Genomic DNA, 20619 nt, shown 5'->3' with positions numbered 1-20619 from the left:
GCGCAGACGTACTGCCGACAGTATCAGTCGTCGTCGACCGGCGGCGCGCCCGCTCCCGTCTCGACAGGATCGGGTTCCAGTCCTGCGGTGTACTCAGTTGGCCCGGTTCCGACACTCCCGCCGGGGAACACAATATTGAGAATGAGGGCGGCCATCCCACCGGTGACAAGTGCGGACCCGAACAGCGTCTGTACCTCAGACGGGAAGTTCTGGAGGATTTCAGGGCGGAACGCGACGCCGAGGCCGAGCGCCATCGACATCGCGAGGATGGTCGAATTGCGGTGGTCTAACTCGACGTTTTGCGTGATGAGGCGTGCGCCCGAGGAGAATATCATCGCGAACAGGATGAGCGCGCCGCCGCCCAGCACGGCGTCGGGCATCGCCGAGACGACTGCGCCGACTTTTGGGACAAATCCGAGTGCAAGCAGCACGACGCCCCCGATGCCGGCGACGTACCGGCTGGCGACGCCGGTGAAGTTCACGAGGCCGACGTTCTGCGAGAACGACGTGTTCGGGAGCGCGTTGAACACCGCACCGAAAACGCTCATGACGCCGTCAGCGACGAGGCCGCCACGGATTTCCTCGCGCGTGGCGTTCCGACCGGTTGCGGATACCGTCCCCGAGATGTCCCCGATAGTCTCCATGCCGGTAATGATGTAGAGGAAGGCCACGGTGACGACGGCGCTTGGCTCGAAGGCGAGGCCGTACTTGAGCGGAACGGGAACCGTCACCCAGCCGGCAGCGGCGACTGCCGAGAGGTCAACCACACCTAGCGCAAGCGCGGCGAGGTAGCCGACGATGATGCCCACGAATACGCTGATGACGCGGAGAAAGCCCTCGAAGAACTGGTTCAGCCCGACCGTGACTATCAGCACGAGCCCCGCGAGGCCGAGATTCACGAAGGAGCCGTATCCCTCCGCTGATGGGCCGGCCGAGGCCCCCGCGGCGTAGTTCATGCCCGTGGGGATGAGCGTCAATCCGATGAGCATTACGACGATACCGGTGACCAGCGGGGGGAAGAACCGCCGGAACCGGTCGAACGAGACGCCCATGATGACCTCGACCGGCGCGGCAAGCAGTGACGCGCCGAAGACGGCGGCGATACCGAACTGGTTGCCGATGCCGATAAGCGGCCCGAGAAACGCGAAACTGGTCCCCATGACGACCGGGAGCCGCGCGCCGACGGGGCCGACCGGGTACGCCTGAACGATGGTCGCAATGCCGGCGACGATGAGTGCCATCTGGACGAGAAACGTCGTCTCCCCTGTGACGGAGCCGACAGCCCCGGCAAGGATGAGCGGGGGCGCGACGTTGCCCAGAAACATCGCGAGCACGTGCTGGATGCCGAGTGGAATCGCCTTCCCCAGCGGCGGTTTGTCTTCGATATCGTACAGTACGACTGACTGCTGTTCTGCCTCTGGACCGCTCATGGGACGCCATCCAGCCCCCTATCTTTTCAATCCACCTACTAGAATCCTTATATCAATATATGTGTTTAACTCTGTCCGAGATACCTATTCGAATGTCTCACTAATTTGTGATACTCGTTGGATATGCGACTTGCTATACTTTGCAACTGCAACTCCATCGACTCGGAAGTGTATTGAAACTGATCGCAAAATGGCAGTGTGCGGGCCCGTGTCGGGGCAACTGTCCGGTCGTCAGTCGTCGGCCGCGGCTTCTTCGGCCGTGCCGTACAGACCTTCGACCTCTGCGATTTCGGGGTCGATTCGATCCACCCCGCCGGTCGCCTTCTCGGCGCTTTTCGTGTCCTTCAGGCCGAAGCCGGTGGACACCACGACGACCGTTTCGTCCTGTTCGATGATTCCCCGGTCGAGCGCCGTCTGAACGCCCGCGATAGGCGCTGCTCCCGCCGGCTCGGAGTAGATTCCTTCGGTGCTGCCAAGTAGCGTTTCGGCTTTCAGAATCTCTTCATCGGAGACCAGCACGCTGGTGCCACCGCTCTGTTCCAGCGCGCGGCAAGCCTTAATCGTGTTCCGCGGCCGTCCGACTGCGATTGAATCGGCCAGCGTTTCGGCGATGTCGTCGATATCCTCGTGGTTGTGGAAGGCGTCGTGGATCGCCGACGCCCCTTCAGCCTGAACCCCTAGCATTTTAGGGTGGTCGTCGACGTAGCCGAGGTCGTAAAACTCCTTGAACCCCTTCCAGGCCCCGGCAATCGTACAGCCGTCGCCCATCGAAAACACGACCCAGTCCGGGACGTGTCCGCGGGCGATAGACTGGTCTGCGAGCTCGTGGCCGACGGTGCGCTTGCCCTCGACCTGGAACGGATTGATCGCCGCGTTGCGGTTGTACCAGCCGTACTTCTCGGTGACCTCGACGCTGAGGTCGTAGGCTTCGTCGTAGTTGCCGTTGACAGCAAGGACATCCGCGCCGTAGACGAGCGGCTGTGCGAGTTTCCCCGTCGGGGCGTCACCGGGGACGAAAATACGGCAGTCCATCCCCCCGCGGGCGGCGTAGCCCGACAGTGACGCGGCGGCGTTCCCGGTGGAGGCGCAGGTGATGATATCGCGCCCGGCGTGTTTGGCTTTCGTGACCGCGATAGCGCTGGCGCGGTCCTTGAAGCAGCCGGTCGGGTTCCGTCCGTCGTCTTTGACCAGTGTCTCGACGCCAAGCGCAGCGCTGAGATTCGGCGCGTCGAAGAGGTCCGTCCCGCCCTCGTTGAGCGTCACGATATCGGCGTCCGCTGCGACTGGCAGAAACGCCTCGTACTTCCATTGACTTGCGATCGGCCCGCCGAGGTCGCCGTCAAACGCATCATCGATAGCATCGTAGTCGTACGTTACCTCGAGAATTCCCTTCACGCCCTCGTGTTCGGGACAGGTGTAGATGATCCGGTTCGGGTCGTACTCCGCCCCACAGAGTGTACACTCGAGGGTTGTGACTTGCGTCATGCCCATACTACTTCCTCAGTACAACTGGGTATAAAACCGTACTGTGGCTTCAGCCCGATTGTCAGGCGATCCCCCTCTGTTGTGGCTGACACACCTTCACACACTGGTCGCACACGCCACACATCTATTTGTGAACTGGCTATCAGGTCAATGGACGGCAAAACGCTACAACGGGCGGTTCAGGAACTGGCCGCGGCCCGCCGTTGACCGAACCCTGTGGTCCTTTGCGACAATCTCACCGCCAGCGATGACTGTGTCCACGCGCGCGCTCCAGTGCTGTCCCTCGTATGGCGTCCAGCCACCGACGAACGTGTGGTCGTCGGCGGTAACTTCGTACTCCTCGTCCCGGATGAGAATCACGTCCGCATCTGTGCCCTGCTGCAGTGAACCTTTTCGGGGGTAGATGCCAGCACTTCGGGCCGGAGCCGCGCATACGAGCTCACAGAGCCGTGGCCACGAAAGCCGACTCTTGTGGACGCCCTCACTGACGAGGAACTCGACCATTGTTTCGACGCCCGGGAGGCCGGCGTATGGCTCCCAGATGTCATCCCAGCCGACATCCCGAGTCTCGCGGTACGTCGGGAAGTGGTCCGTGCCGATGAGGTCGATCGTCCCGTCCTGAACCGCATCCCAGAGCCGCTCCCGCTCGGCATCGGACTTGAGGCTTGGATTGACCTTCAGGAACGGTCCCTTGTCGGCAACGTCCTCCTTCGAGAAGGCCAGATACTGCGGACAGGTTTCGAGCGTGACTGGAACGTTTGCTCGGGATTTGAAACGACCGGCCTCGCACGCGCCGCTCCCGCTTGAGATGTGGACGACGTGCAGCGGGCAGTCGGCGTATTCCGCGAAATAGCCCGCCCGAGAGATCGCGTCAAGTTCGGCTTCGAGCGGTCGTGAATCCATGTACACCTCAGGGTCATCGCTGACGATAGTCGACCGCGCGTCGTCAAGGAGTCCCTGCGTCTCGCAGTGGACGCGAACTGTTCCGCCGGCATCGCCGACGTGCCGCATGAGTGCTGCGATGGACGCGTCACTCGCCAGATACGGGTCAGCGGTAAACGTTTTGAAATCCGCTACTCCGGCGCTCATGATGCCAGACACGTCGATATCGGGGTCCTGAATATTGCCCGCAACGAGGCCGAAATCGATGTGGGCCAGCGTCGAACACGTCTCCGCTTTCCTCTGTATTGCCTCCGGCGTCGTGACGGGTGTCTGGGTCGGTAGCTCGATGACTGTCGTCACTCCACCGGCAACCGCACTCGCGGTCTGGGACGCGAAATCGATACCATCAGGAAACAGTTCGTCGTCGTGCATGTGTGTGTGCACGTCGGTAGCGCCCGGGAGCGCGACCATGCCGTCCGCGTCGATGACGGTGTCCGGATTACTGGGGGTTGGGACCGCCGACGCCGGACCAGCAGCGTCTATCGTTCCGTCGGACATCGTGATTTCACCGTGCTGGACACCCGATGCCCTCACCACCTGTGCGTCTTTAATGTGAATGTCTGTCATGATAGAACAGCCCGGGCGAATGACGAAAACAGTTGGTGTGTGAGACGCCACATCCGTCGCACACGGTGGTTGTGAGAGAGTGGCTGCTAAGGCTGTTCTGGGGCGGAGTAGCTTTTAGTCAGTTGCTGATATCCCCCAACCTGTGATACTGAACGCAGGGACGCTCATCACGATGGACGATGAGCGCACGGTCCGGTCAGAGGTACATGTCGTTGTCGAGGACGGTGAAATCGTCGCTATCGAGGACGGGTACGCCTCGGGCGACGAGGTTGTTGACGCCACCGAGGAAGTCGTCATCCCGGGGTTGGTGAACTGTCATACCCACATGTACGCACTCCCGATTCGCGGCGCGCCGCTCGCTGCGTCACCTGAGAGTTTCTACGAAGCGCTCGTCGACATCTGGTGGAACGTCGACGAGGCGTTTACCGAACGTGACGCTCGCCTGTCCGCACTGGGTTCCTCTGTCGAGATGCTCCAGAGCGGCGTCACCACCTTCTGTGACAACTACTCCGGGCCAAACACGCTGCCGGGCGGTCTCGACGCCGTCGCAGAGGGTGTCGCACAGACACCGATCCGCGGGATGATTACGTTCGAGACGACAGCCCGAAACTCCGAAGCCCAGGCCAGAGATGGAATCGCGGAGAATCAGCGGTTCATCGACGAAGCGGAGGACCAGTACGACACCGTGTCCGGCCACTACTGCCTCCACACGCTGTTTACCAACACCGAAGACATCGTCGCGGAGTGTGTCGACCGGGCTACCGATGACAACCGTCCCATCCAGATCCATCTTGAAGAGGGACTGGTCGACGTTCACGAATCCATCACCGACTACGGGGAACGACCGGTGTTCGCGCTCGAAGACATGGGCTTTTTCGATGCTGAGGTCATCGCTGCCCACTGCGTCCATTCCACCGAGTCCGAAATCGAAGTACTTGCAGAAAACGACGTTAACGTCGCTCACAACCCCTATTCCAATATCAACAACGCCGTCGGTATCGCCGATGTCGAAACGATGCAAGCCCACGAAATGACAATCGGGCTCGGTGACGACGGGTGGGATCCGGATATGTTCGAGACCATGCGTTCAGCCGTCGGTATCCACAAACTCAAGCAGCGCAACCCGAGCGGCTTCGACATGGCCACCGCCCTCGAATGGGCGACAATCGGCAGTGCGGCGGTGCTGGGGATGGATGACGCTGTCGGCAGTATCGAGGTCGGCAAACGCGGTGATTTTGTCACGCTGGATCTGGGGCCGAACCCGGTGCTGGACGGGAGTGCACCCTACTACGTCGTCAGCGCTGCAAGCCGTGCGGACGTTACCCGGACGATAATCGACGGAGAGTCTGTCTACGACCAGCAATCAGGCGTCACTGGCGTCGATGATTCGGACATGACTGCTGTCGGCGATGCCAGTGCCGAACTCTGGGAACGACTGTAGGGCGGTCACCAAACGGAGATGGTTTCAATTCGCTGTTACTGGGGGTCCTACTGATATACACCCTAAGGGTGTAAATATAATCTGCTGGTACATTCTGGAAAGTACAGTCTATGAACGCAATTTTATTTACACTCTAAGGGTGTAAAATGACAGGCAATATTTCGCTATCGCAGTCAATGTGCACATTCTGTACACACGGTATTTTGACTGTAGCGTGGTTGAGGGACCAAATCTGTCTCTTTCGTCTATTGTGGCAAATTTCTCCTCTTCCCGTATGTAATAGTGGGACTGTGAGCGTGGATGACATATGGTAGTTAGTGACGCCTTTGAGACGTTCACGCAGGTACTCGAATGCCTAGATTCGTCTGACACTGAGGTCAAATCGGTTTCAGTCAGGGGCCAGACAACCGCGGATAACGACGAGATCAGTGCCGACCTGACGCTCGCGACGCCGGTATTCGGTGGCGTATCGATACATGATGACGTCTCCGTCGACGCTGAGGAGTTTGATGTGATTGATAAACGGATCGAGATTGACGTGACGGTTACCGTCCCTGTTGGAACCAACATACCGGTCCCATCAGGCGATCAGGGGGACACGTCCAACGAACTGGCGGAAACCCTCTCGCAGTCGGATTCCGTGCCAGCGTACAAGGACCCTGAGGCACTCCAGGCAGCATACGATGCCTGCGATACGTTCCCGGAGATGACCGAGGCGCTTGATGCCGACGTGACTTCCGAAACTGTGCGCCGGTATATGGTGGAGTACGATATCCACGACCCGACGGACACGACGCCACAGGCAGGCGGACTCAGTCTTGCAGACGTGCAGGCAGAGTCCGATACTGACACCGATGCAGGTCCCGATGCCGGGTCAGACCCTTCTGACGACAGGGTGAGCGACAACAGTCAACCCGAAGAACCGGACGGACTGGGTGCCAGATCTGTCGCTGACCTGCTTGCCGAGGCTGACTCGCAGGACAGCGACGACAACCTTGTTGCGGATGGACTCGGTATCTCTCAGGACGTGACCGTGGCCCAGCTCGCTCAGACTGTTACCCAGTCCAACTCTCTGGACGAGGTGACCCAGCGTCTCGATCTGAGCCAGACACATGCACGGAGACTACTGTCAGAACTGGACCTCCTCGACCTCGTCACTCATCGACTGGCAGCCAACCAGATACGTGTCTCGAACGCCGAAATCAAGCGGCGTATCTCTGCTGCCAGTCATTAACGGCCCTCTACGTGGTGATTGTGCGCGAAGGTTAACCATCATTATAAAAGGAAACTGTTTTTGCAGTTTGGTTTGAATGTGTGGCAAATGGCAACTATCCGCGTACGTGATTGGACAAAAGAACAGATAGAGAAGATACGTGACACGGAGTCGCACTCCTCGCACGATTCGGTTATCAAGTCACTACTGAAAGACCGAAAGTTGGCCAAATACGCGGATGATGCCGCAGAGGCCGCTCCGGAGTCGATATCCGAGTCTCGGACGAACGAACCTGACACTGCGTTTGATGACCTGACTGTGCTCGGTGAACTGTCCGGTGCAGACAACGGGGTGTTGTTTCTCTGGTGTCCCAATTGCGGAAACGAACTGGCGCACTTGACTGCGGATAACCCACTTGGCCTGTCCGTGTTCGAGATCGAATGCCAGCGTTGTCTCACCCATCTTGACCGACACGCTATCGTTGCCATCGAAATCGGTTATCCGATCGAGCAGAAACTGGTTGAGGACTGTCTGCAAGACGACCTCAAGAAGTGTGTCGTGGACTACTGGGACCGGACACTCGATTCCGCCGCTGTGGGAGCGCTTGATGACGATCTTGACCCGGCACATCTCGTCTGGCAGTTCGACCAGTATCTTCGGCAGTTCTCATGGCAGTGGCCTGCGGATGTCCCCGTTGTCGGCTTTGCCACGGGCGAAACCTATCGCAACACCACCACCGGTGAGTACCTCGAAGTTATCGAACCAGTCTCAGAGAACCGAAACGCAATGGATTCGTTCAAGATACGACGGTACACCGGCGACCCAGAAACCCACGACAGTGAGACGGAAATTCTCGATAGCACTACCGTTGTCGATCACATTGTTAATCGGCGACTTCTAATCCAAGCCCGTACCGACTCGGAGTCACTACCCGAGTCGACTGAACCGACAACGTGACCAGCGCAATTGGTCTGCATAGATATCTTTCGACTTCAGTTCTTCACAGTCTGAGTAAGCTCACACACGACTAAGATAGACGAAGTGATATTAAAACAAGAGAGAAATAGCCAAGATAGCCTTCTACAAGTCATATTTGTAGCCGTATTGTCGAAATATAGTCCCACAGTGCTAACATCTTGCCCTACTTTGAAAACAGACACTGCGTATTAGCTGGTCTCGTCTGTTGGACGGGAACATCGAAGGCACACAACGCTCTCTGCGACCCAGTTCACATCTGTCGAGCCACAGTGTGGGCAGCGGTGGTGGTCGGTGTCGTACTCCGTCGTCCCCCGAGGGGTCGCAAGGAAGCCGTCGTTAATGACCTGCTGAATAAGACTTGGGAACCGCTGGCGTTTGACGACAGCTCGCTGTGCGAGGAACCTGCCGGGGTCGCCCGGGTCTGTGCCATGGAGGTCTTCCCAGGGAAGAGCGATTTCGCCGTTGGCGGGGCCACGGGCGACCTGCTGGATGAGCGTTGCAGCGGACTCGAACAGCGGCGTCGTCCCCCACGCCTGCGGGTTGTCAATAGCACTTCCAGCGTCTTTGTAGGCTGATTCCGCCTCGCGGTACGCCGCCTCGACACCGTCGAGCCCTGCAACGGTTCGGAAATCCGCGACGAACTCATCGAGACAAGCGTGCTGAACCGGATGCTCGAGCCCGTTGGTCAAATCCTTGGCCACGGCGACGCCCTCGACGCCACGACGGGTGGCGCGTGTGTCGTTTCCGGCGACACGGTAACAGACCGCGCTTGTTGCGAGGTACTGAAGCCCGTCACCGACCCAGCCCTTCTCGTCAGCACCGAACGGCTCAATGCCTTCTCGCGGGTCCGAGAGAACTCGCCACCCAGCCCGCGTGTATTCATCTCCAGCCCGCCGATAATCGCGGTCAGCGATAGCAGCGACTGCTGCCGCTCGGTGTCCTGCATCCTGTGTGCGCATGAAGCCCTTACGGGGTACGCCCTCACAGGCTTTCGCACCCAACAAATCGGTATCACAGTCGGCCTGAACCGTCAGACAGAATACAGCCCCGCCCTCTCAGTGGTACATGGAGTCGGTACCTCTTGTTACGGCGCTTACGGTGTCATTTCGGTTTGTTATCGGGGTGGTTGCCGCTGTCGCCGCGACGGTTGTGATGGATCTGGTAATGGCCAGACTGCCGGAAGGCGAAACACCGCCGTTCATTGCCTCCGGTGTGTTAACAAACAGTGTCCCAGCCGACGCGCCGGGTCGGCTTGCGAACGTCGTCCATTACATCGCTGGCTGGTTGACTGGGCCGTTGTTCGTCTGGATGCTTCTCACCAGCGAAGGCCTTCTCGGTGGCCAGTCAATACTCGCGACAGTAGTCGCTGCTGCGGTCCTCTATTCGCTGATGGTTGGCTTCTTTGTCTTTGTCGTGCTCCCACGTTCCCGACTGCCGTCGGCTCGGATGGCGGACATCCGACGGGACTGGGCGATTTCGGCGGCTGCGTATCTACTCGTCCTCGTGCCACTCGTCGCACTCGGGTCTCGGATCGTCTGACCTGAGTTGAAGCGCAATCCTCTTTGGCTGAACGGTAACCGGGGTGTTTACTGCCCGCCTGACGGCGCTCACTCGCCGACCGACAGCGTGCCGTCCGGCCCCACCTCACCGACTTCGCCGGTGTGATACCAGTCGTCCCGAAGCGTTTGTGAGCCAGTCTGGCCGTCGTCGAGGAACCCACCGAGGACGGTTGGCCCACGGATCAGTAGTTCTCTGTTTTCGGAGACAGCGATTTCAACGCCCGGCATTGGGTCGCCAATCGACCCCTGGACGAAGGATTCTGCCGGGTTCAGTGCGCCGACACCGGTTGTTCCGACCGAACCGTATAGCTCGCATACCGGAACGCCAAGCCCCCGGAAGAAGTACAGCAGATGGTCGTCGAGTCGGCCAGTCCCGGAGAGAGCGTAGGTGAGGTTTGATAACCCCGCTTCTTGCCGCAGCGGCTTGTACACGAGCCGGTTGGCGGCTCTGTATTTCAGCGGCGTTCCCTGGCCTTCGACGATACCCTCCCCGTAGGACGCCACTCGACCGCCGACCTTCCGTTTCATCCAGCCCATGTCACCCAGACGGTCCTGTATCGTCCCGTAGAGCTGCTGGTACATCTTTGGGACACCGACGAGCACCTCCGGCTCAACAGCCGCGAGTTGGTCGATAAACTCCTCGGCCCCGAGGTATGCGACGGCACTCCCGGTCGCCCAGAGGTAGTATGTCGAAACACGCTGATAGATGTGTGCCAGCGGAAGCGAACAGGTCCCGGTCGCTCCGGGACCAGTAGGAAGCGCCTCGCGGAGGCTCTCTGCTGCCGCCAGAAGATTTCGATGTGTCAGCGCACAGCCGGCCTTCTCTGCGGGGGAAGCCACGTCGAACGCGACTGTCGCAACCTCGTCACCGTCCGTCTGCAGACCGGGCAGCACTCTCGCCTCAGCAGTCGGTAAGTCCTCGAAATCGAGCACGGTTTCGACGGCCATCGCGAGGTCGTCGGCCACGTCTCCCGCTGCCACGAGTCCGGTTGCGCCGGTCCGCTCGATAATCTGGGCTGCCCGGTCGTCGCTCGCGGACGGGTAGAGTGCAACCGGGACCAGCCCGGCGAAGTGACAGGCCAGGTCGAGTACGGACCACTCGTATTGGGACTGTGCTCTGATTGCCAGTCGGTCCCCGGGGCGCAGTTCCGTCGAGAGGAGGCCGCCCGCAACTGCCTTCGCCCGCTCGGCCAGCTCTTCGAAACTCCGTTCGACGAACTCGCCGTCATCTCGGACGAGCGCCGCGGTCCGGTCCCCGTGGTCCGAAACGATGTCTTCGAACCAGGCCGCTACTGACCCGTCCGGGACCGAAAGCGAGGCTCTGTCGTAGATGTCGCTGTCGAGGCGCACGCCGGCGTCCTCGCTCTGGCGATCAACTGGGACGGGGTCTTCTGATGCCGTCCGGTCATGATAGAGCTGCCCGGGTTCGTACTCGTAGTCGTCGCTGACCTCTGTCTGGAAGTAGTCAGCGTAGTTCTGGTCCTCGTCGCCGGCGGCGATGTGCGCATCGAGCCAGTCCCGGGCAACTGTCAGGACCTCCATCGTGACGTACTCCCCGTTTTCGTGTTTCTCGCGGAGTTCTCGCACTTTGTCGGCGAACTCCTCGTGCATTTCACGGTGGTTGTAGAAACAGTCGCTGCAGTCCATGGCGTAGCCACAGTTCTGCATGAACTCTTCCTCGTCACCGAAATGGTACTCCGTGTAGCGTTCGAGTTCCCGGAGAATGTCACCGACCTCCTCCTCGGAATGGCCCTCGTTCATCGCCGTGTGGAGGTCGTTCAGCAGCCCGAACAGGCGCTTGTGCTGTTCATCGAACCGCTCGATATTCGTGCTGTACCGTTCGTCATCCCACTCGGCGAACTCCCCTGTCGAATCTGTGCCCATACCTGTTCTGTTACCCATTATTTGAAAAGCAACTCTCACGTTCTCACCGAATGAAAATGCGGTCTGCTCTCCAAGTAGTTGCCAGATAACGTTGCATCCGGGATGCGAGAATTACGTGACGAAGCGGTCGTTGATGTCCTCACTGACAACGGAATCGGCGTGCTGGCGCTGTCCGGCCCGACGGGGGCGGCCCCGTATCCGTTCCCGGTCGCGTTCGGGTACGAACCGGCGACGGATAGCCTTGCGTTTCACCTGTCAGAGAGCGACGATAGCCAGAAACACCGGTATCTGACCGCGGACGCCACCGTCGGGTTCATGGTGTACGAGGAAACCGAGCCCAAATCGGTCTGGCGAAGCGTCGTGGTCACGGGTGAGCTAGTAGAGACGACGTACGGCGAGGTAGAACCGGCCCTTGCCTCGCTGGCCAGCAACACACAGTTCGCCCCGAACCCAGTCAGCTGGGACGACACATCGACGACGACGCCGTACGAACTTCGAATCGACGACTGGTATGGACGTGAATTCCGAGTCGGGTGAAACCGGTGTTGCAATCCACTAACAGCAGCGGGTATCGAACTCCTCTGGAGCGCTGTATTCGCTGCTCCGCGTCGCGGCTTGCGTTCTCACTTCTCGGGAACCAGCGCACGTAATTATGTTGTGAGGCCCGTATATACAAACAGAGGTGTTCCAGATGCTACCGCCAACAACTGCGCTACTCCAGCACGGACCGATGGGGCCCCACGGTGGGGGAATGGGTATGGGCACGACTCCGGTCGGTTGGTGGCTGGTGCTCGCAGCGTTCATCATCGCTGTTGTGGCGATAGGGGGCCTGCTGTACGTGCAGCTACAGCGCGAGGCGACGGTTGAGCCGGATTCACTGGAAACGCTTAAACAGCAGTACGCATCCGGTGAGATTGACGAGAACGAACTTGAAACGCGGGCTGACCGCTTGCTCCAGCACGAGTCATAGGCCACGACACTGGCAGTTTTCAGCCGCTGTTAGTTGGCGGAAGGAGCGTCACCCGTAGCAGCGTAAACTGTGTCACCCTGCTTGCGCCCACGACTGCCTGACACGCACTTCGTGGTACATTTATTCTACAACGGTGTACGGTGGGTATGGACCCGGACGACGTTCGAGACGACTGGGCCTCCCGTTCCGGGAAGTTCTCGCCGGCGTACTACGCCGAACTCGGACCGAATGAGGTGAGTGAGACACTGGTCAACGTGCTCGACCACTACGTCCACGACGACGCCCGAATCATCGAACTGGGCTGTGGCTCGGGCCGCCATCTGGCACACCTGCAGACCAGCGGATACGGGAATCTCACTGGTATCGACATCAACGACGAATCCTTTGACGTGATGGCTGAGCACTACCCGCAGCTCGCGGATTCGGGGACGTTCCACACCGGTGCCCTCGAAGACATTGTTACTGAGTTCGAGGACGATGCCTTCGATGTCGCCTATTCGGTTGAGACGCTCCAGCACATCCACCCGGACGACGCATGGGTGTTCGAAGAAATCGCCCGTATTGCCGGCGACCTCCTCGTAATCGCCGAAAACGAAGGCAACAGCCCCGAACGTGGACGCGCAGACACTGACGTGAGCTACGTCGATGACGATTTCCCGCTGTATCACCGCAACTGGAAGCAGGTGTTCTCAGAGCTCGGGTTCGCACAACTAATTCGAGAACCCACCTCTCGGGACACTATTCGCGTGTTCCGTGCGCCGTAGCCCGCATTGGTATCTGTCACTTCTGGGCGACTCCATAATCGAACAGCTACCCGTCGGGACATTCACAATCGATAACCGGGCAGCAACTATTTGTGTCACGGTATCATGCATCAAATTGGATCGCTATGCAACTGTGCCAAAACTGTCAGGCGGCTATCGACGAGTACCTCTTGGACAAACAACTCGAACCCCTGCGAGACCTCACAGTCGACGACTTCAATCTCTGTGCAGACTGCGTGACAGTCGTCGCGGACGCCTGTGTGGAATGTGACGGCGCGGTGTACGTTCCCCGGTCTGAAACTGCTGTCCCTGACTGCTGTCCGGCGTGCCGGTCGGAGCACATTGACGAAACCGGGACCGACCCGGGCTGGCATTTCGACACGGTGTCGACCTGACTCGGGCCATACACCTGGATGCTGACTCGGAGCATCCGCTCGGAACTGCCGACGTGGGCATCACCCTCGTTTTTGAGATTACTAACAGTGGACCGAGAGACTGTTCGGTGGCCGAATGAGAACTCCGTGTTACGGACCAGAGTAGAACAATACGTCTCGGTACAACTGGCTTCGAAAGCACTGCGGATACACACTGTTTTCGAGAACTTCTGAACAGCAGTCCGGGCCGTAGAGGCCGTGTGTGTGCGTCACAGTGGCGATAGAAGCTTCATACTCCTCCAGCACATACGATTGGTCTCTACTGGAATGACACACTCGACACGATATATCGGCTTGCTGTTTGCTGCGCTTGCACTCATCTGGGGACTCTCCTTTGTGGCGATCAAGACTGGTCTCGAAAGCGTCCCGCCGGTGCTGCTGGCAGCTGTCCGACACGACATCGCTGCAGTCGTCCTGCTTGGCTATGCCCTCTGGCGAGGCCGGTCACTGCGCCCACAGACCCGCGATGACTGGTCGCTGATTCTCATCGGCGGGACTGTCCTCATCGGCGCACACTTCGCGCTTCTGTTCCTTGGACAGCAGTACGTCCCGAGTTCCTTCGGCGCAATCCTGCTCAGTCTCACGCCGGTTGTGACGCCGGCGTTCGCATCGACACTGATTCCGAGCTACAGGGCTCGACCGCACGAACTCATCGGCACCGTCTGTGGGTTTATCGGCGTGGTTATTATTGCGAACCCCACACCGGGAGCGGTCGGCGGCCGCCTGCTCGGCGTCGCCCTCCTCATCAGTTCCGCTGTCGCCTTCGCTGTCGGTGCAGTCCTGACCGAACGCTACACCAGTTCGCTCCCGCTCGTGAGCCTGCAGGCCTGGATGACGCTGCTCGGTGCTGCCATCCTGCACGCCGTCAGCGTAGGGCTGCCCTCGGAGCAACTCGGAACCGTCACCGTTGGGCTTGAACAGCTAGCTGCGATCGCGTATCTCGGTATCGTCGCCAGCGCAATCGGGTTCCTCCTCTACTTCCGCCTGATAAGCACAGTTGGTGCCGCTGAAACCAGTCTGGTTTCGTACGTGGTGCCAGCAGTGACGGCTATCAGCGGCTGGCTCCTGCTCGGTGAAACACTCGGTCCGGTGACCGTCGCCGGCTTCGCTGTCATCGTGGTCGGCTTCGCGTGGGTGAAAGCCGACGTGCTCCGGTCGCTACGCCGCCGCCGGACAGACTCGCCGTCGTACCGACCGTACGGGCCACAGGACGACTGTGTCGTCGTCAGCGGGAACGCGTACACGACACGAGAGTGATGCCCTGATAGCATGGGCGTCAGGCCTTAGCCGCTGTCACCCATTGTAACGGTATGACTTCCCACCCTGGGTTCCACTCGCTACACGACGAGACGGCGGCATCCATCTCCGTGACCGGTGACCTCCCGGACTGGCTCCGTGGCAGTCTCATCCGGAACGGACCCGGCGCGTTCTCCCTCCCAAACGGTAGCAGTGTCGACCACTGGTTCGACGGGTTCGCGATGCTGTACCGGTTCACCTTTGACCCCGACAGTGACGCCGTGCACTATCGGAACCGCTTCCTCCGGACGGACGCGTACGAGGCGGCGACGAGCGGCGAGTTCGAAGGCGGCTTTGCGACCGGCGAGACGACGCTCCGCTCGCGGCTGGCGACGTTCCTGACTGACCCGTACGACAACACGAACATTATCGCCGAGCGGTTCGGTGGTGAGTACGTCGCCTTGACCGAATCGCCCCGGAAAGTGCGCTTCGACCCGAATACGCTCGAAACGATGGGTCACGTTGAACACGACGACGGCGTCCCGACTGGGCAACTCTCCTGTGCCCACCTCAAACGCGACCCGACGAGCGGCGTCCTCGTGAACGTCGACACGGCGTTCGGACGGACCAGCCAGTACCACGTCACTGCCATGTCACCCGATGGGGCCCGGCGACACGTTGGGAGTGTCGACACCGACCAGCCGGCATATATGCACAGTTTCGCGCTCACGCCGCGGTACGTTGTGCTGACGGAGTTCCCACTCCGACTCGACCCGCGACGGTTTCTCAAGCCCGGCCGGCAGGCACCGTTTATCGAGCAGTTCGAGTGGGCACCAGACCGCGGAACCCGAATCATCGTCATGGACCGGACTACGGGAACCGTCGTCGCTGAGCCGGTCATCGACGCCGTGTTCGGCTTTCACCACGTCAACGCGTTCGAGCGAGATGGGGGCAGGGAACTGGTGTTCGACCTCGAAACAGTACCCGACGCGACGACCATCGACTCGCTATATCTGGACAACCTTCGTGCAGGCGAGATGGGCGCTATCGTCGGCCGCATCGAGCGGTTCACTGTGGACCTCGGTACCGGAAGCGGTGCCCCTCGCTACGGCGACGTCGACGCGGCGGTGTCACGCGAGATGTTGTACCCTGACGGCAGTGCGCTGCCGACCGTCTCACCGGCTCGCTGGTGTCGTCCGCACCGGTACGTGTACGCGATGGGGATGGATACTCCAGTCACCGAGTGGGCCCGGCGCGTGCTGAAACTCGACACGGACACGGGCGCTGTCGAGACGTTCGACGACGGAGGGGACTACTTCGGCGAGCCGGTGTTTGTCCCTGCACCCGACGGCGACACCGAGGATGACGGCGTGGTGCTAGTCGTTGCGCTGGATGCAGACGCCGATCGGTCCTGGCTGCTCGTCCTCGACGGTCAGACGTTCGAGGAGCGCGCCAGCGCATCGCTCCCCCACGCAGCCCCGTTTGATTTCCACGGCCGATACTTCCCCGAGCTCCGGGTGGCGGCTGGCGACTGAGTCGTCGGGGGGACCCCTTCTTAATACGACTTCATCACTTCTCAGATTTGCCCACCCAGACAGTGTCGCTCTGACCGGAACAGCAGATTTTTTACATGATGTTCGGTCTGCCTAAACTTCGAAAACGCTTTATCCATTTAGGCTGGCCTAAACAGTATGTTGAACGAATCGATCGACACTTCGGAACCGACACACCGGCTGTCAGTGCCACCGACGCCGGACGGAGCGTCGTGAACATGGCGACAACGGGGACCCTGACGGAGACGACGTTCGACCACGATGTCATCATCGTCGGGGGCGGTCCAGCCGGTTGTTCGGCGGGGGTGTTCACGGCCAGAGCGGGCCTCGATACGGTCATCTACGACCGCGGCCGGTCGTCGCTCAAGCGCTGTGCCTACCTCGAAAACTACCTCGGTTTCCCGGCCGGTATCGACATTGAGACGCTGTATGACCGCATTCAGGACCACGCCGAAACCGCCGGCTGTACCATCGTCTCCGATCTGGTCGACTCGCTCGACAGAACCGATGATGGGGAGGGGTTTGTCGTCGAGACGCAGGACGGAGAGACGGCCACGACCCGTCGCGTCATTGCGGCGACCCGCTACGATGGCGAGTATATGCGTGGTCTGGACGACGATGCGGCAATATTTGAGACGTACGAACACGACGGCGAGGAACGGGAAACCTTCGACCGCGGGTATGCTGACGCGGACGGAACAACACCGGTTCCGGGTCTCTACGTTGCATCACCGTCCGAAGCCGCTGATATGCAGGCTATCATTGCGGCCGGTCGAGGCGGACGGGTCGCACGTCGGGTGATCGCGGAGACGAGACTTGACGACGGCTGGTGGGAGGCTGTCGCTGACGGTGTGGACTGGGTCCGACGCGAAGCTGAACTAGACGACGAATGGACAGAACGAGCAACCTGGGTCGAATATTTCGACGACCGGTACGCCGAGGATGCTCCGGTCGAGCCCGATTCGGATCGGTTCCAGCGGGTCCGTGAGGCGGCTCTTGATGAACGGCGCTCGTCGTATATAACATCCGACGAGATAGCTGATCGCACAGAAACAGGGCAAGAAGCACTGGCAGGCTATCTGGACCCCGCGGCGGTCGTTTCGGGGCTCGACCAGACCGCTGTTCTCGATGCGATGGATGACAAAACGATCCGGAACTACCTCGGCGCGAGCGACGGATGCGCGGAGGTGAGCGAGTAATGGCCAGCGAGACACGCGGAGCCACCGATGTATGGTCGCAAGCCAGAGCCTGGCTCGACACTCTCGACGGGTCCCTGTTCGGGTTGTGTGTTGCGAGCGTTGCCGTCGCCTTCGGGGCTGGTCTCCTGCAGGTGAGTTTCGGAGCGTACTCGATGACGATCCTTCAGGCGTGGCAAGCCGTGTTCGACCCGAAGGTGTGGTTCAGCGTTCAGGCATGGCAGTCGTTTTTCTTCGGGGCAGAGCTTCCCGAACTGCCGAAACGGACGCTCATCGTCTGGAACATTCGGATGCCGCGGGTAATCGTCGCCGTGCTTGCGGGGATGTGCCTCGCCGTCTCCGGGGCGATATTCCAGGCCGTGACACGTAACGAACTGGCAAGTCCGTTCGTGCTAGGCGTGAGTTCCGGGGCGGGACTCACCGTACTGCTGACTCTCGTTCTGTTCAGCAGTCTCGCCCCGCTTCTCCCGCTGTTTGCTGCGGTCGGTGGCTCCATCGCGTTCTTACTCGTGTACATGATCGCGTGGAAGGGCGGAACGAGTCCGGTTAGACTGGTTCTGGCCGGTGTCATCGTCAACATGGTGTTTACGTCCCTCCAGCGGGGGCTGTTCTTCTTCGCTGACGATCTGGGCGTTGTCCAGTCAGCACTGGCCTGGATTACCGGTTCGCTCACGGGCGTCGGCTGGGAGGAGTTCCGTATCGCTGTCATCCCGACGCTGGCCGCGACGCTACTTGCGCTGGCCGGCGCACGGCAACTGAACCTCCTCCTGCTCGGCGAGGAGACCGCGAGTTCGCTCGGGATGAGTGTCGAGCGGGTCCGGTTCATGCTGTCCGCGGTCGCCATTCTGGCGGCCAGTACGGCAATCTCCGTTGCGGGGATCATCGGGTTCTTCGGCCTCGTGGTTCCACACATCGTCCGACTCATCGTCGGGAGTGACTACCGCCGACTCCTCATCGGCTGCGTGTTCGTCGGGCCGGCGTTGATGGTCGTTGCGGACGTTGGTGCACGGCTGGCCCTGAATCCCGCACAGGTTCCGGTCGGCGTCGTCACTGGCGTCGTCGGCGGCCCGTACTTCCTCTACTTGATGCGGCGACAGGAACAGATGGGTGAGATCTAATGTCACAGAACAACACTAACTCGGATGGTATCGCCACGGCCAACGACATCGCTGCTGGGTCCCAGTCCGGTCGCCGGGACCGGCCGCTGGTCGGCGACGATGTGGTGCTTTCGTACTCGGGGACGGATGAACCGGTCATCGACGGTGAATCGATCACCGCCGAACCCGGGGCCGTGACTGCGCTCGTCGGCCCGAACGGGTCGGGCAAGAGCACGCTGCTGAAAGGCCTCGCCAACCAGCTCGAACCGGACGCGGGATCGGTACTGCTGGACGGGCAAGACATCCAGACGCTGGAGACTAAAGCGATCGCCCGAAAGCTCGGCCTGCTCTCTCAGGAGAGTACGTCGCCAAACAGCATCTCGGTCGAGGATCTGGTGTATCACGGTCGCTACCCTCACCGCGGGTTCTTCGACAGTGTCACCGAAGAAGACGAGGCCGCCGTCGAGCGGGCGATTGATCTGGCCGGCTGTGGACACATCCGTGAGCGCGAAGTCGGTAGCCTCAGTGGCGGTCAGAAGCAACTCGCCTGGATCGCGATGGTTCTTGCACAGGACACCGACGTGCTGTTGCTCGACGAGCCGACGACGTTCCTCGACCTGCACCACCAGCTTGAGGTGATGGAAATAATCGAAACGCTCCGCGATGAGAGCGATATCACCATCGTGGTCGTCCTGCACGACCTCGAGCAGGCGGCCCGCCTCGCTGACCGGATGGTCGCACTCAAAGACGGCGAGATACAGGCTCGGGGACGACCCGAAGATGTGGTCACGGAGCAACTACTCGCGGATGTTTTCGAAATCGAGGCAGAGGTCTCGGCCACGCCACGCGGACCGCGCGTGAATCCAATCCGGGCCCGCCACGATGGTGACGACCACACTGGTGGTGGCGATACTGCTGAGTCGGACCGCGCCGAAGAAGTCGTTGCCGAATAGGAGCCACGAAATTGGGCCCTGCCCGATGGATTCTTGACGCGGACGCTGGAGTCCGCGTTTGAAACCGGATTGTTCTGGCTCGGTGAACCGGAACAACTATATAATTTTTAGGCTAGCCTAAAACAATGGCTGACGACACCACAGACACCGAGACACCGACGCGGAGAGAGTACGTGAAATACGGGGGAACGGTTCTCAGCGCTGGATTGCTTGCGGGATGCACCAGTGACGCCGAGCAGGGAGTCGGGACGACACGGACGGAGTCAGAGGCGGAGACGGACACACCCACTGGGAACGGCTCGTACTCCGTGTCGATGTCCCCGACGGGAGCGGTGACCTTCGACTCGCCACCGGAGACCGTCTTTACACGGCTCACACACCACGCCGACATGGCATTCGCGCTGGGGCGTGGAGATACCGTCACGGCAATGCACGCACCGGACTATTACAGCGGGCTCTGGAACCAGTTCGTCGAACGGCTGCCGGGAGTGTCGCTCGACTGGACCGGGCTGTACTCCTCGTGGGAACCGAGCAAGGAGAAACTGTACGAACTGGATAGTGACATCCATCTGGCAGACCCGGCCTGGATCGCCAAACAGGACAACTGGGACCAGAAGGATTTCGAGGAGATCGCCACCAACATCTCACCCTGGTTCGGCAACTCGCTGAGTGACCGACACGCCGAACCCCCGTCTGGATGGGGGGACTACGAGTACTACACCCTCTGGGAGCAGTTCGAACTCGTGGCTGAGGCGTTTCAGGAACAGGCCCGCTACGAGGCGCTCGCGGCCATCCACGACGAAATGCGCTCGACCATCGACGCGAACTTGCCACCTGAGTCGGAACGCCCGTCGGCAGTGATGCTCGCCGCGGCTGACCTTGACGAGATATACGCGTACACGCTTGACAACCCCGGG

The 20619-nt window shown here is 60.4% G+C and carries 19 protein-coding genes; 14 read left to right on the top strand and 5 right to left on the bottom strand.

Annotated elements, in window-relative coordinates; all coding sequences use genetic code 11:
• Positions 1-23: 23 nt before the first annotated feature.
• From G9C82_RS14275 to G9C82_RS14265, 3 genes are all read right to left on the bottom strand, one after another.
• Complete coding sequence (locus tag G9C82_RS14275) at positions 24-1430, bottom strand: uracil-xanthine permease family protein (RefSeq protein WP_007190617.1); 1407 nt, start codon at positions 1428-1430, stop codon at positions 24-26.
• Positions 1431-1661: 231 nt separating this feature from the next.
• Complete coding sequence (gene thrC, locus G9C82_RS14270) at positions 1662-2921, bottom strand: threonine synthase (protein ID WP_127014459.1); 1260 nt, start codon at positions 2919-2921, stop codon at positions 1662-1664.
• A gap of 159 nt (positions 2922-3080) precedes the next feature.
• A complete protein-coding gene (locus G9C82_RS14265; RefSeq protein WP_127014458.1) occupies positions 3081-4424 on the bottom strand; it encodes a dihydroorotase family protein in 1344 nt (447 codons plus the stop codon).
• Positions 4425-4566: 142 nt separating this feature from the next.
• Here G9C82_RS14265 and G9C82_RS14260 point away from each other — a divergent pair, with 142 nt between their 5' ends.
• From G9C82_RS14260 to G9C82_RS14250, 3 genes are all read left to right on the top strand, one after another.
• Entirely contained in the window at positions 4567-5865 is a 1299-nt protein-coding gene (locus G9C82_RS14260) for an amidohydrolase family protein (protein ID WP_127014457.1), read from the top strand.
• Positions 5866-6172: 307 nt separating this feature from the next.
• Complete coding sequence (locus G9C82_RS14255; RefSeq protein WP_007190613.1) at positions 6173-7099, top strand: hypothetical protein; 927 nt, start codon at positions 6173-6175, stop codon at positions 7097-7099.
• Between the two features lie 87 nt (positions 7100-7186).
• Positions 7187-8035 (top strand): hypothetical protein, encoded by an 849-nt coding sequence (locus G9C82_RS14250; protein ID WP_127014456.1) that lies wholly within the window; start codon positions 7187-7189, stop codon positions 8033-8035.
• Positions 8036-8244: 209 nt separating this feature from the next.
• Here G9C82_RS14250 and G9C82_RS14245 read toward each other — a convergent pair whose 3' ends face one another.
• Positions 8245-9015 (bottom strand): hypothetical protein, encoded by a 771-nt coding sequence (locus G9C82_RS14245; RefSeq protein ID WP_007190612.1) that lies wholly within the window; start codon positions 9013-9015, stop codon positions 8245-8247.
• Between the two features lie 106 nt (positions 9016-9121).
• Here G9C82_RS14245 and G9C82_RS14240 point away from each other — a divergent pair, with 106 nt between their 5' ends.
• Positions 9122-9595 (top strand): hypothetical protein, encoded by a 474-nt coding sequence (locus tag G9C82_RS14240; RefSeq protein WP_004965445.1) that lies wholly within the window; start codon positions 9122-9124, stop codon positions 9593-9595.
• Positions 9596-9663: 68 nt separating this feature from the next.
• Here G9C82_RS14240 and G9C82_RS14235 read toward each other — a convergent pair whose 3' ends face one another.
• Entirely contained in the window at positions 9664-11499 is a 1836-nt protein-coding gene (locus G9C82_RS14235; RefSeq protein ID WP_127014455.1) for a bacteriohemerythrin, read from the bottom strand.
• Positions 11500-11601: 102 nt separating this feature from the next.
• On the opposite strand from G9C82_RS14235, the gene G9C82_RS14230 reads away from it, so the two are divergent.
• The 10 genes from G9C82_RS14230 to G9C82_RS14185 form a co-directional block, all read left to right on the top strand.
• Positions 11602-12036 (top strand): pyridoxamine 5'-phosphate oxidase family protein, encoded by a 435-nt coding sequence (locus tag G9C82_RS14230; RefSeq protein WP_127014661.1) that lies wholly within the window; start codon positions 11602-11604, stop codon positions 12034-12036.
• Between the two features lie 220 nt (positions 12037-12256).
• Positions 12257-12469: an SHOCT domain-containing protein gene (locus G9C82_RS14225; RefSeq protein WP_007190608.1), complete on the top strand. Its 213-nt coding sequence runs from the start codon at positions 12257-12259 to the stop codon at positions 12467-12469.
• 146 nt (positions 12470-12615) lie between these two features.
• Positions 12616-13233, top strand: a complete 618-nt coding sequence (locus G9C82_RS14220) for a class I SAM-dependent methyltransferase (protein WP_127014454.1) — start codon at positions 12616-12618, stop codon at positions 13231-13233.
• 125 nt (positions 13234-13358) lie between these two features.
• Positions 13359-13628, top strand: coding sequence for a hypothetical protein (locus tag G9C82_RS14215; protein WP_004965433.1), 270 nt, complete (start codon positions 13359-13361; stop codon positions 13626-13628).
• A gap of 306 nt (positions 13629-13934) precedes the next feature.
• Complete coding sequence (locus G9C82_RS14210; protein ID WP_007190607.1) at positions 13935-14924, top strand: DMT family transporter; 990 nt, start codon at positions 13935-13937, stop codon at positions 14922-14924.
• 53 nt (positions 14925-14977) lie between these two features.
• Entirely contained in the window at positions 14978-16438 is a 1461-nt protein-coding gene (locus G9C82_RS14205; protein ID WP_127014453.1) for a carotenoid oxygenase family protein, read from the top strand.
• Positions 16439-16674: 236 nt separating this feature from the next.
• On the top strand, positions 16675-17655 hold the full coding sequence (locus G9C82_RS14200; RefSeq protein ID WP_127014452.1) for an NAD(P)/FAD-dependent oxidoreductase: 981 nt from the start codon (positions 16675-16677) through the stop codon (positions 17653-17655).
• A complete protein-coding gene (locus tag G9C82_RS14195) occupies positions 17655-18770 on the top strand; it encodes an iron ABC transporter permease (protein ID WP_127014451.1) in 1116 nt (371 codons plus the stop codon). The genes G9C82_RS14200 and G9C82_RS14195 overlap by 1 nt, the downstream gene beginning before the upstream one ends.
• A complete protein-coding gene (locus G9C82_RS14190) occupies positions 18770-19702 on the top strand; it encodes an ABC transporter ATP-binding protein (RefSeq protein WP_007190604.1) in 933 nt (310 codons plus the stop codon). Before G9C82_RS14195 ends, G9C82_RS14190 begins: the two co-directional genes overlap by 1 nt.
• A gap of 125 nt (positions 19703-19827) precedes the next feature.
• On the top strand, positions 19828-20619 hold a 792-nt coding region (locus G9C82_RS14185; protein ID WP_127014450.1), incomplete at its 3' end, for an ABC transporter substrate-binding protein.

Source organism: Haloarcula sp. R1-2 (assembly GCF_011627385.1).
Lineage (GTDB): Archaea > Halobacteriota > Halobacteria > Halobacteriales > Haloarculaceae > Haloarcula > Haloarcula marismortui.
This window is presented reverse-complemented; position numbering and strand designations above follow the sequence as displayed.

Bases quoted from the DNA above. Each gene is read 5' to 3' on its own strand.
- G9C82_RS14210 (WP_007190607.1), top strand. From the start codon at position 13,935: ATGACACACTCGACACGATATATCGGCTTGCTGTTTGCTGCGCTTGCA.
- G9C82_RS14205 (WP_127014453.1), top strand. From the start codon at position 14,978: ATGACTTCCCACCCTGGGTTCCACTCGCTACACGACGAGACGGCGGCA.
- G9C82_RS14215 (WP_004965433.1), top strand. From the start codon at position 13,359: ATGCAACTGTGCCAAAACTGTCAGGCGGCTATCGACGAGTACCTCTTG.
- G9C82_RS14225 (WP_007190608.1), top strand. From the start codon at position 12,257: ATGGGCACGACTCCGGTCGGTTGGTGGCTGGTGCTCGCAGCGTTCATC.
- G9C82_RS14250 (WP_127014456.1), top strand. From the start codon at position 7,187: ATGGCAACTATCCGCGTACGTGATTGGACAAAAGAACAGATAGAGAAG.
- G9C82_RS14235 (WP_127014455.1), bottom strand. From the start codon at position 11,499: ATGGGCACAGATTCGACAGGGGAGTTCGCCGAGTGGGATGACGAACGG.
- G9C82_RS14220 (WP_127014454.1), top strand. From the start codon at position 12,616: ATGGACCCGGACGACGTTCGAGACGACTGGGCCTCCCGTTCCGGGAAG.
- G9C82_RS14245 (WP_007190612.1), bottom strand. From the start codon at position 9,015: ATGCGCACACAGGATGCAGGACACCGAGCGGCAGCAGTCGCTGCTATC.
- G9C82_RS14240 (WP_004965445.1), top strand. From the start codon at position 9,122: ATGGAGTCGGTACCTCTTGTTACGGCGCTTACGGTGTCATTTCGGTTT.
- G9C82_RS14265 (WP_127014458.1), bottom strand. From the start codon at position 4,424: ATGACAGACATTCACATTAAAGACGCACAGGTGGTGAGGGCATCGGGT.
- G9C82_RS14255 (WP_007190613.1), top strand. From the start codon at position 6,173: ATGGTAGTTAGTGACGCCTTTGAGACGTTCACGCAGGTACTCGAATGC.
- G9C82_RS14195 (WP_127014451.1), top strand. From the start codon at position 17,655: ATGGCCAGCGAGACACGCGGAGCCACCGATGTATGGTCGCAAGCCAGA.
- G9C82_RS14200 (WP_127014452.1), top strand. From the start codon at position 16,675: ATGGCGACAACGGGGACCCTGACGGAGACGACGTTCGACCACGATGTC.
- thrC (WP_127014459.1), bottom strand. From the start codon at position 2,921: ATGGGCATGACGCAAGTCACAACCCTCGAGTGTACACTCTGTGGGGCG.
- G9C82_RS14275 (WP_007190617.1), bottom strand. From the start codon at position 1,430: ATGAGCGGTCCAGAGGCAGAACAGCAGTCAGTCGTACTGTACGATATC.
- G9C82_RS14230 (WP_127014661.1), top strand. From the start codon at position 11,602: ATGCGAGAATTACGTGACGAAGCGGTCGTTGATGTCCTCACTGACAAC.
- G9C82_RS14190 (WP_007190604.1), top strand. From the start codon at position 18,770: ATGTCACAGAACAACACTAACTCGGATGGTATCGCCACGGCCAACGAC.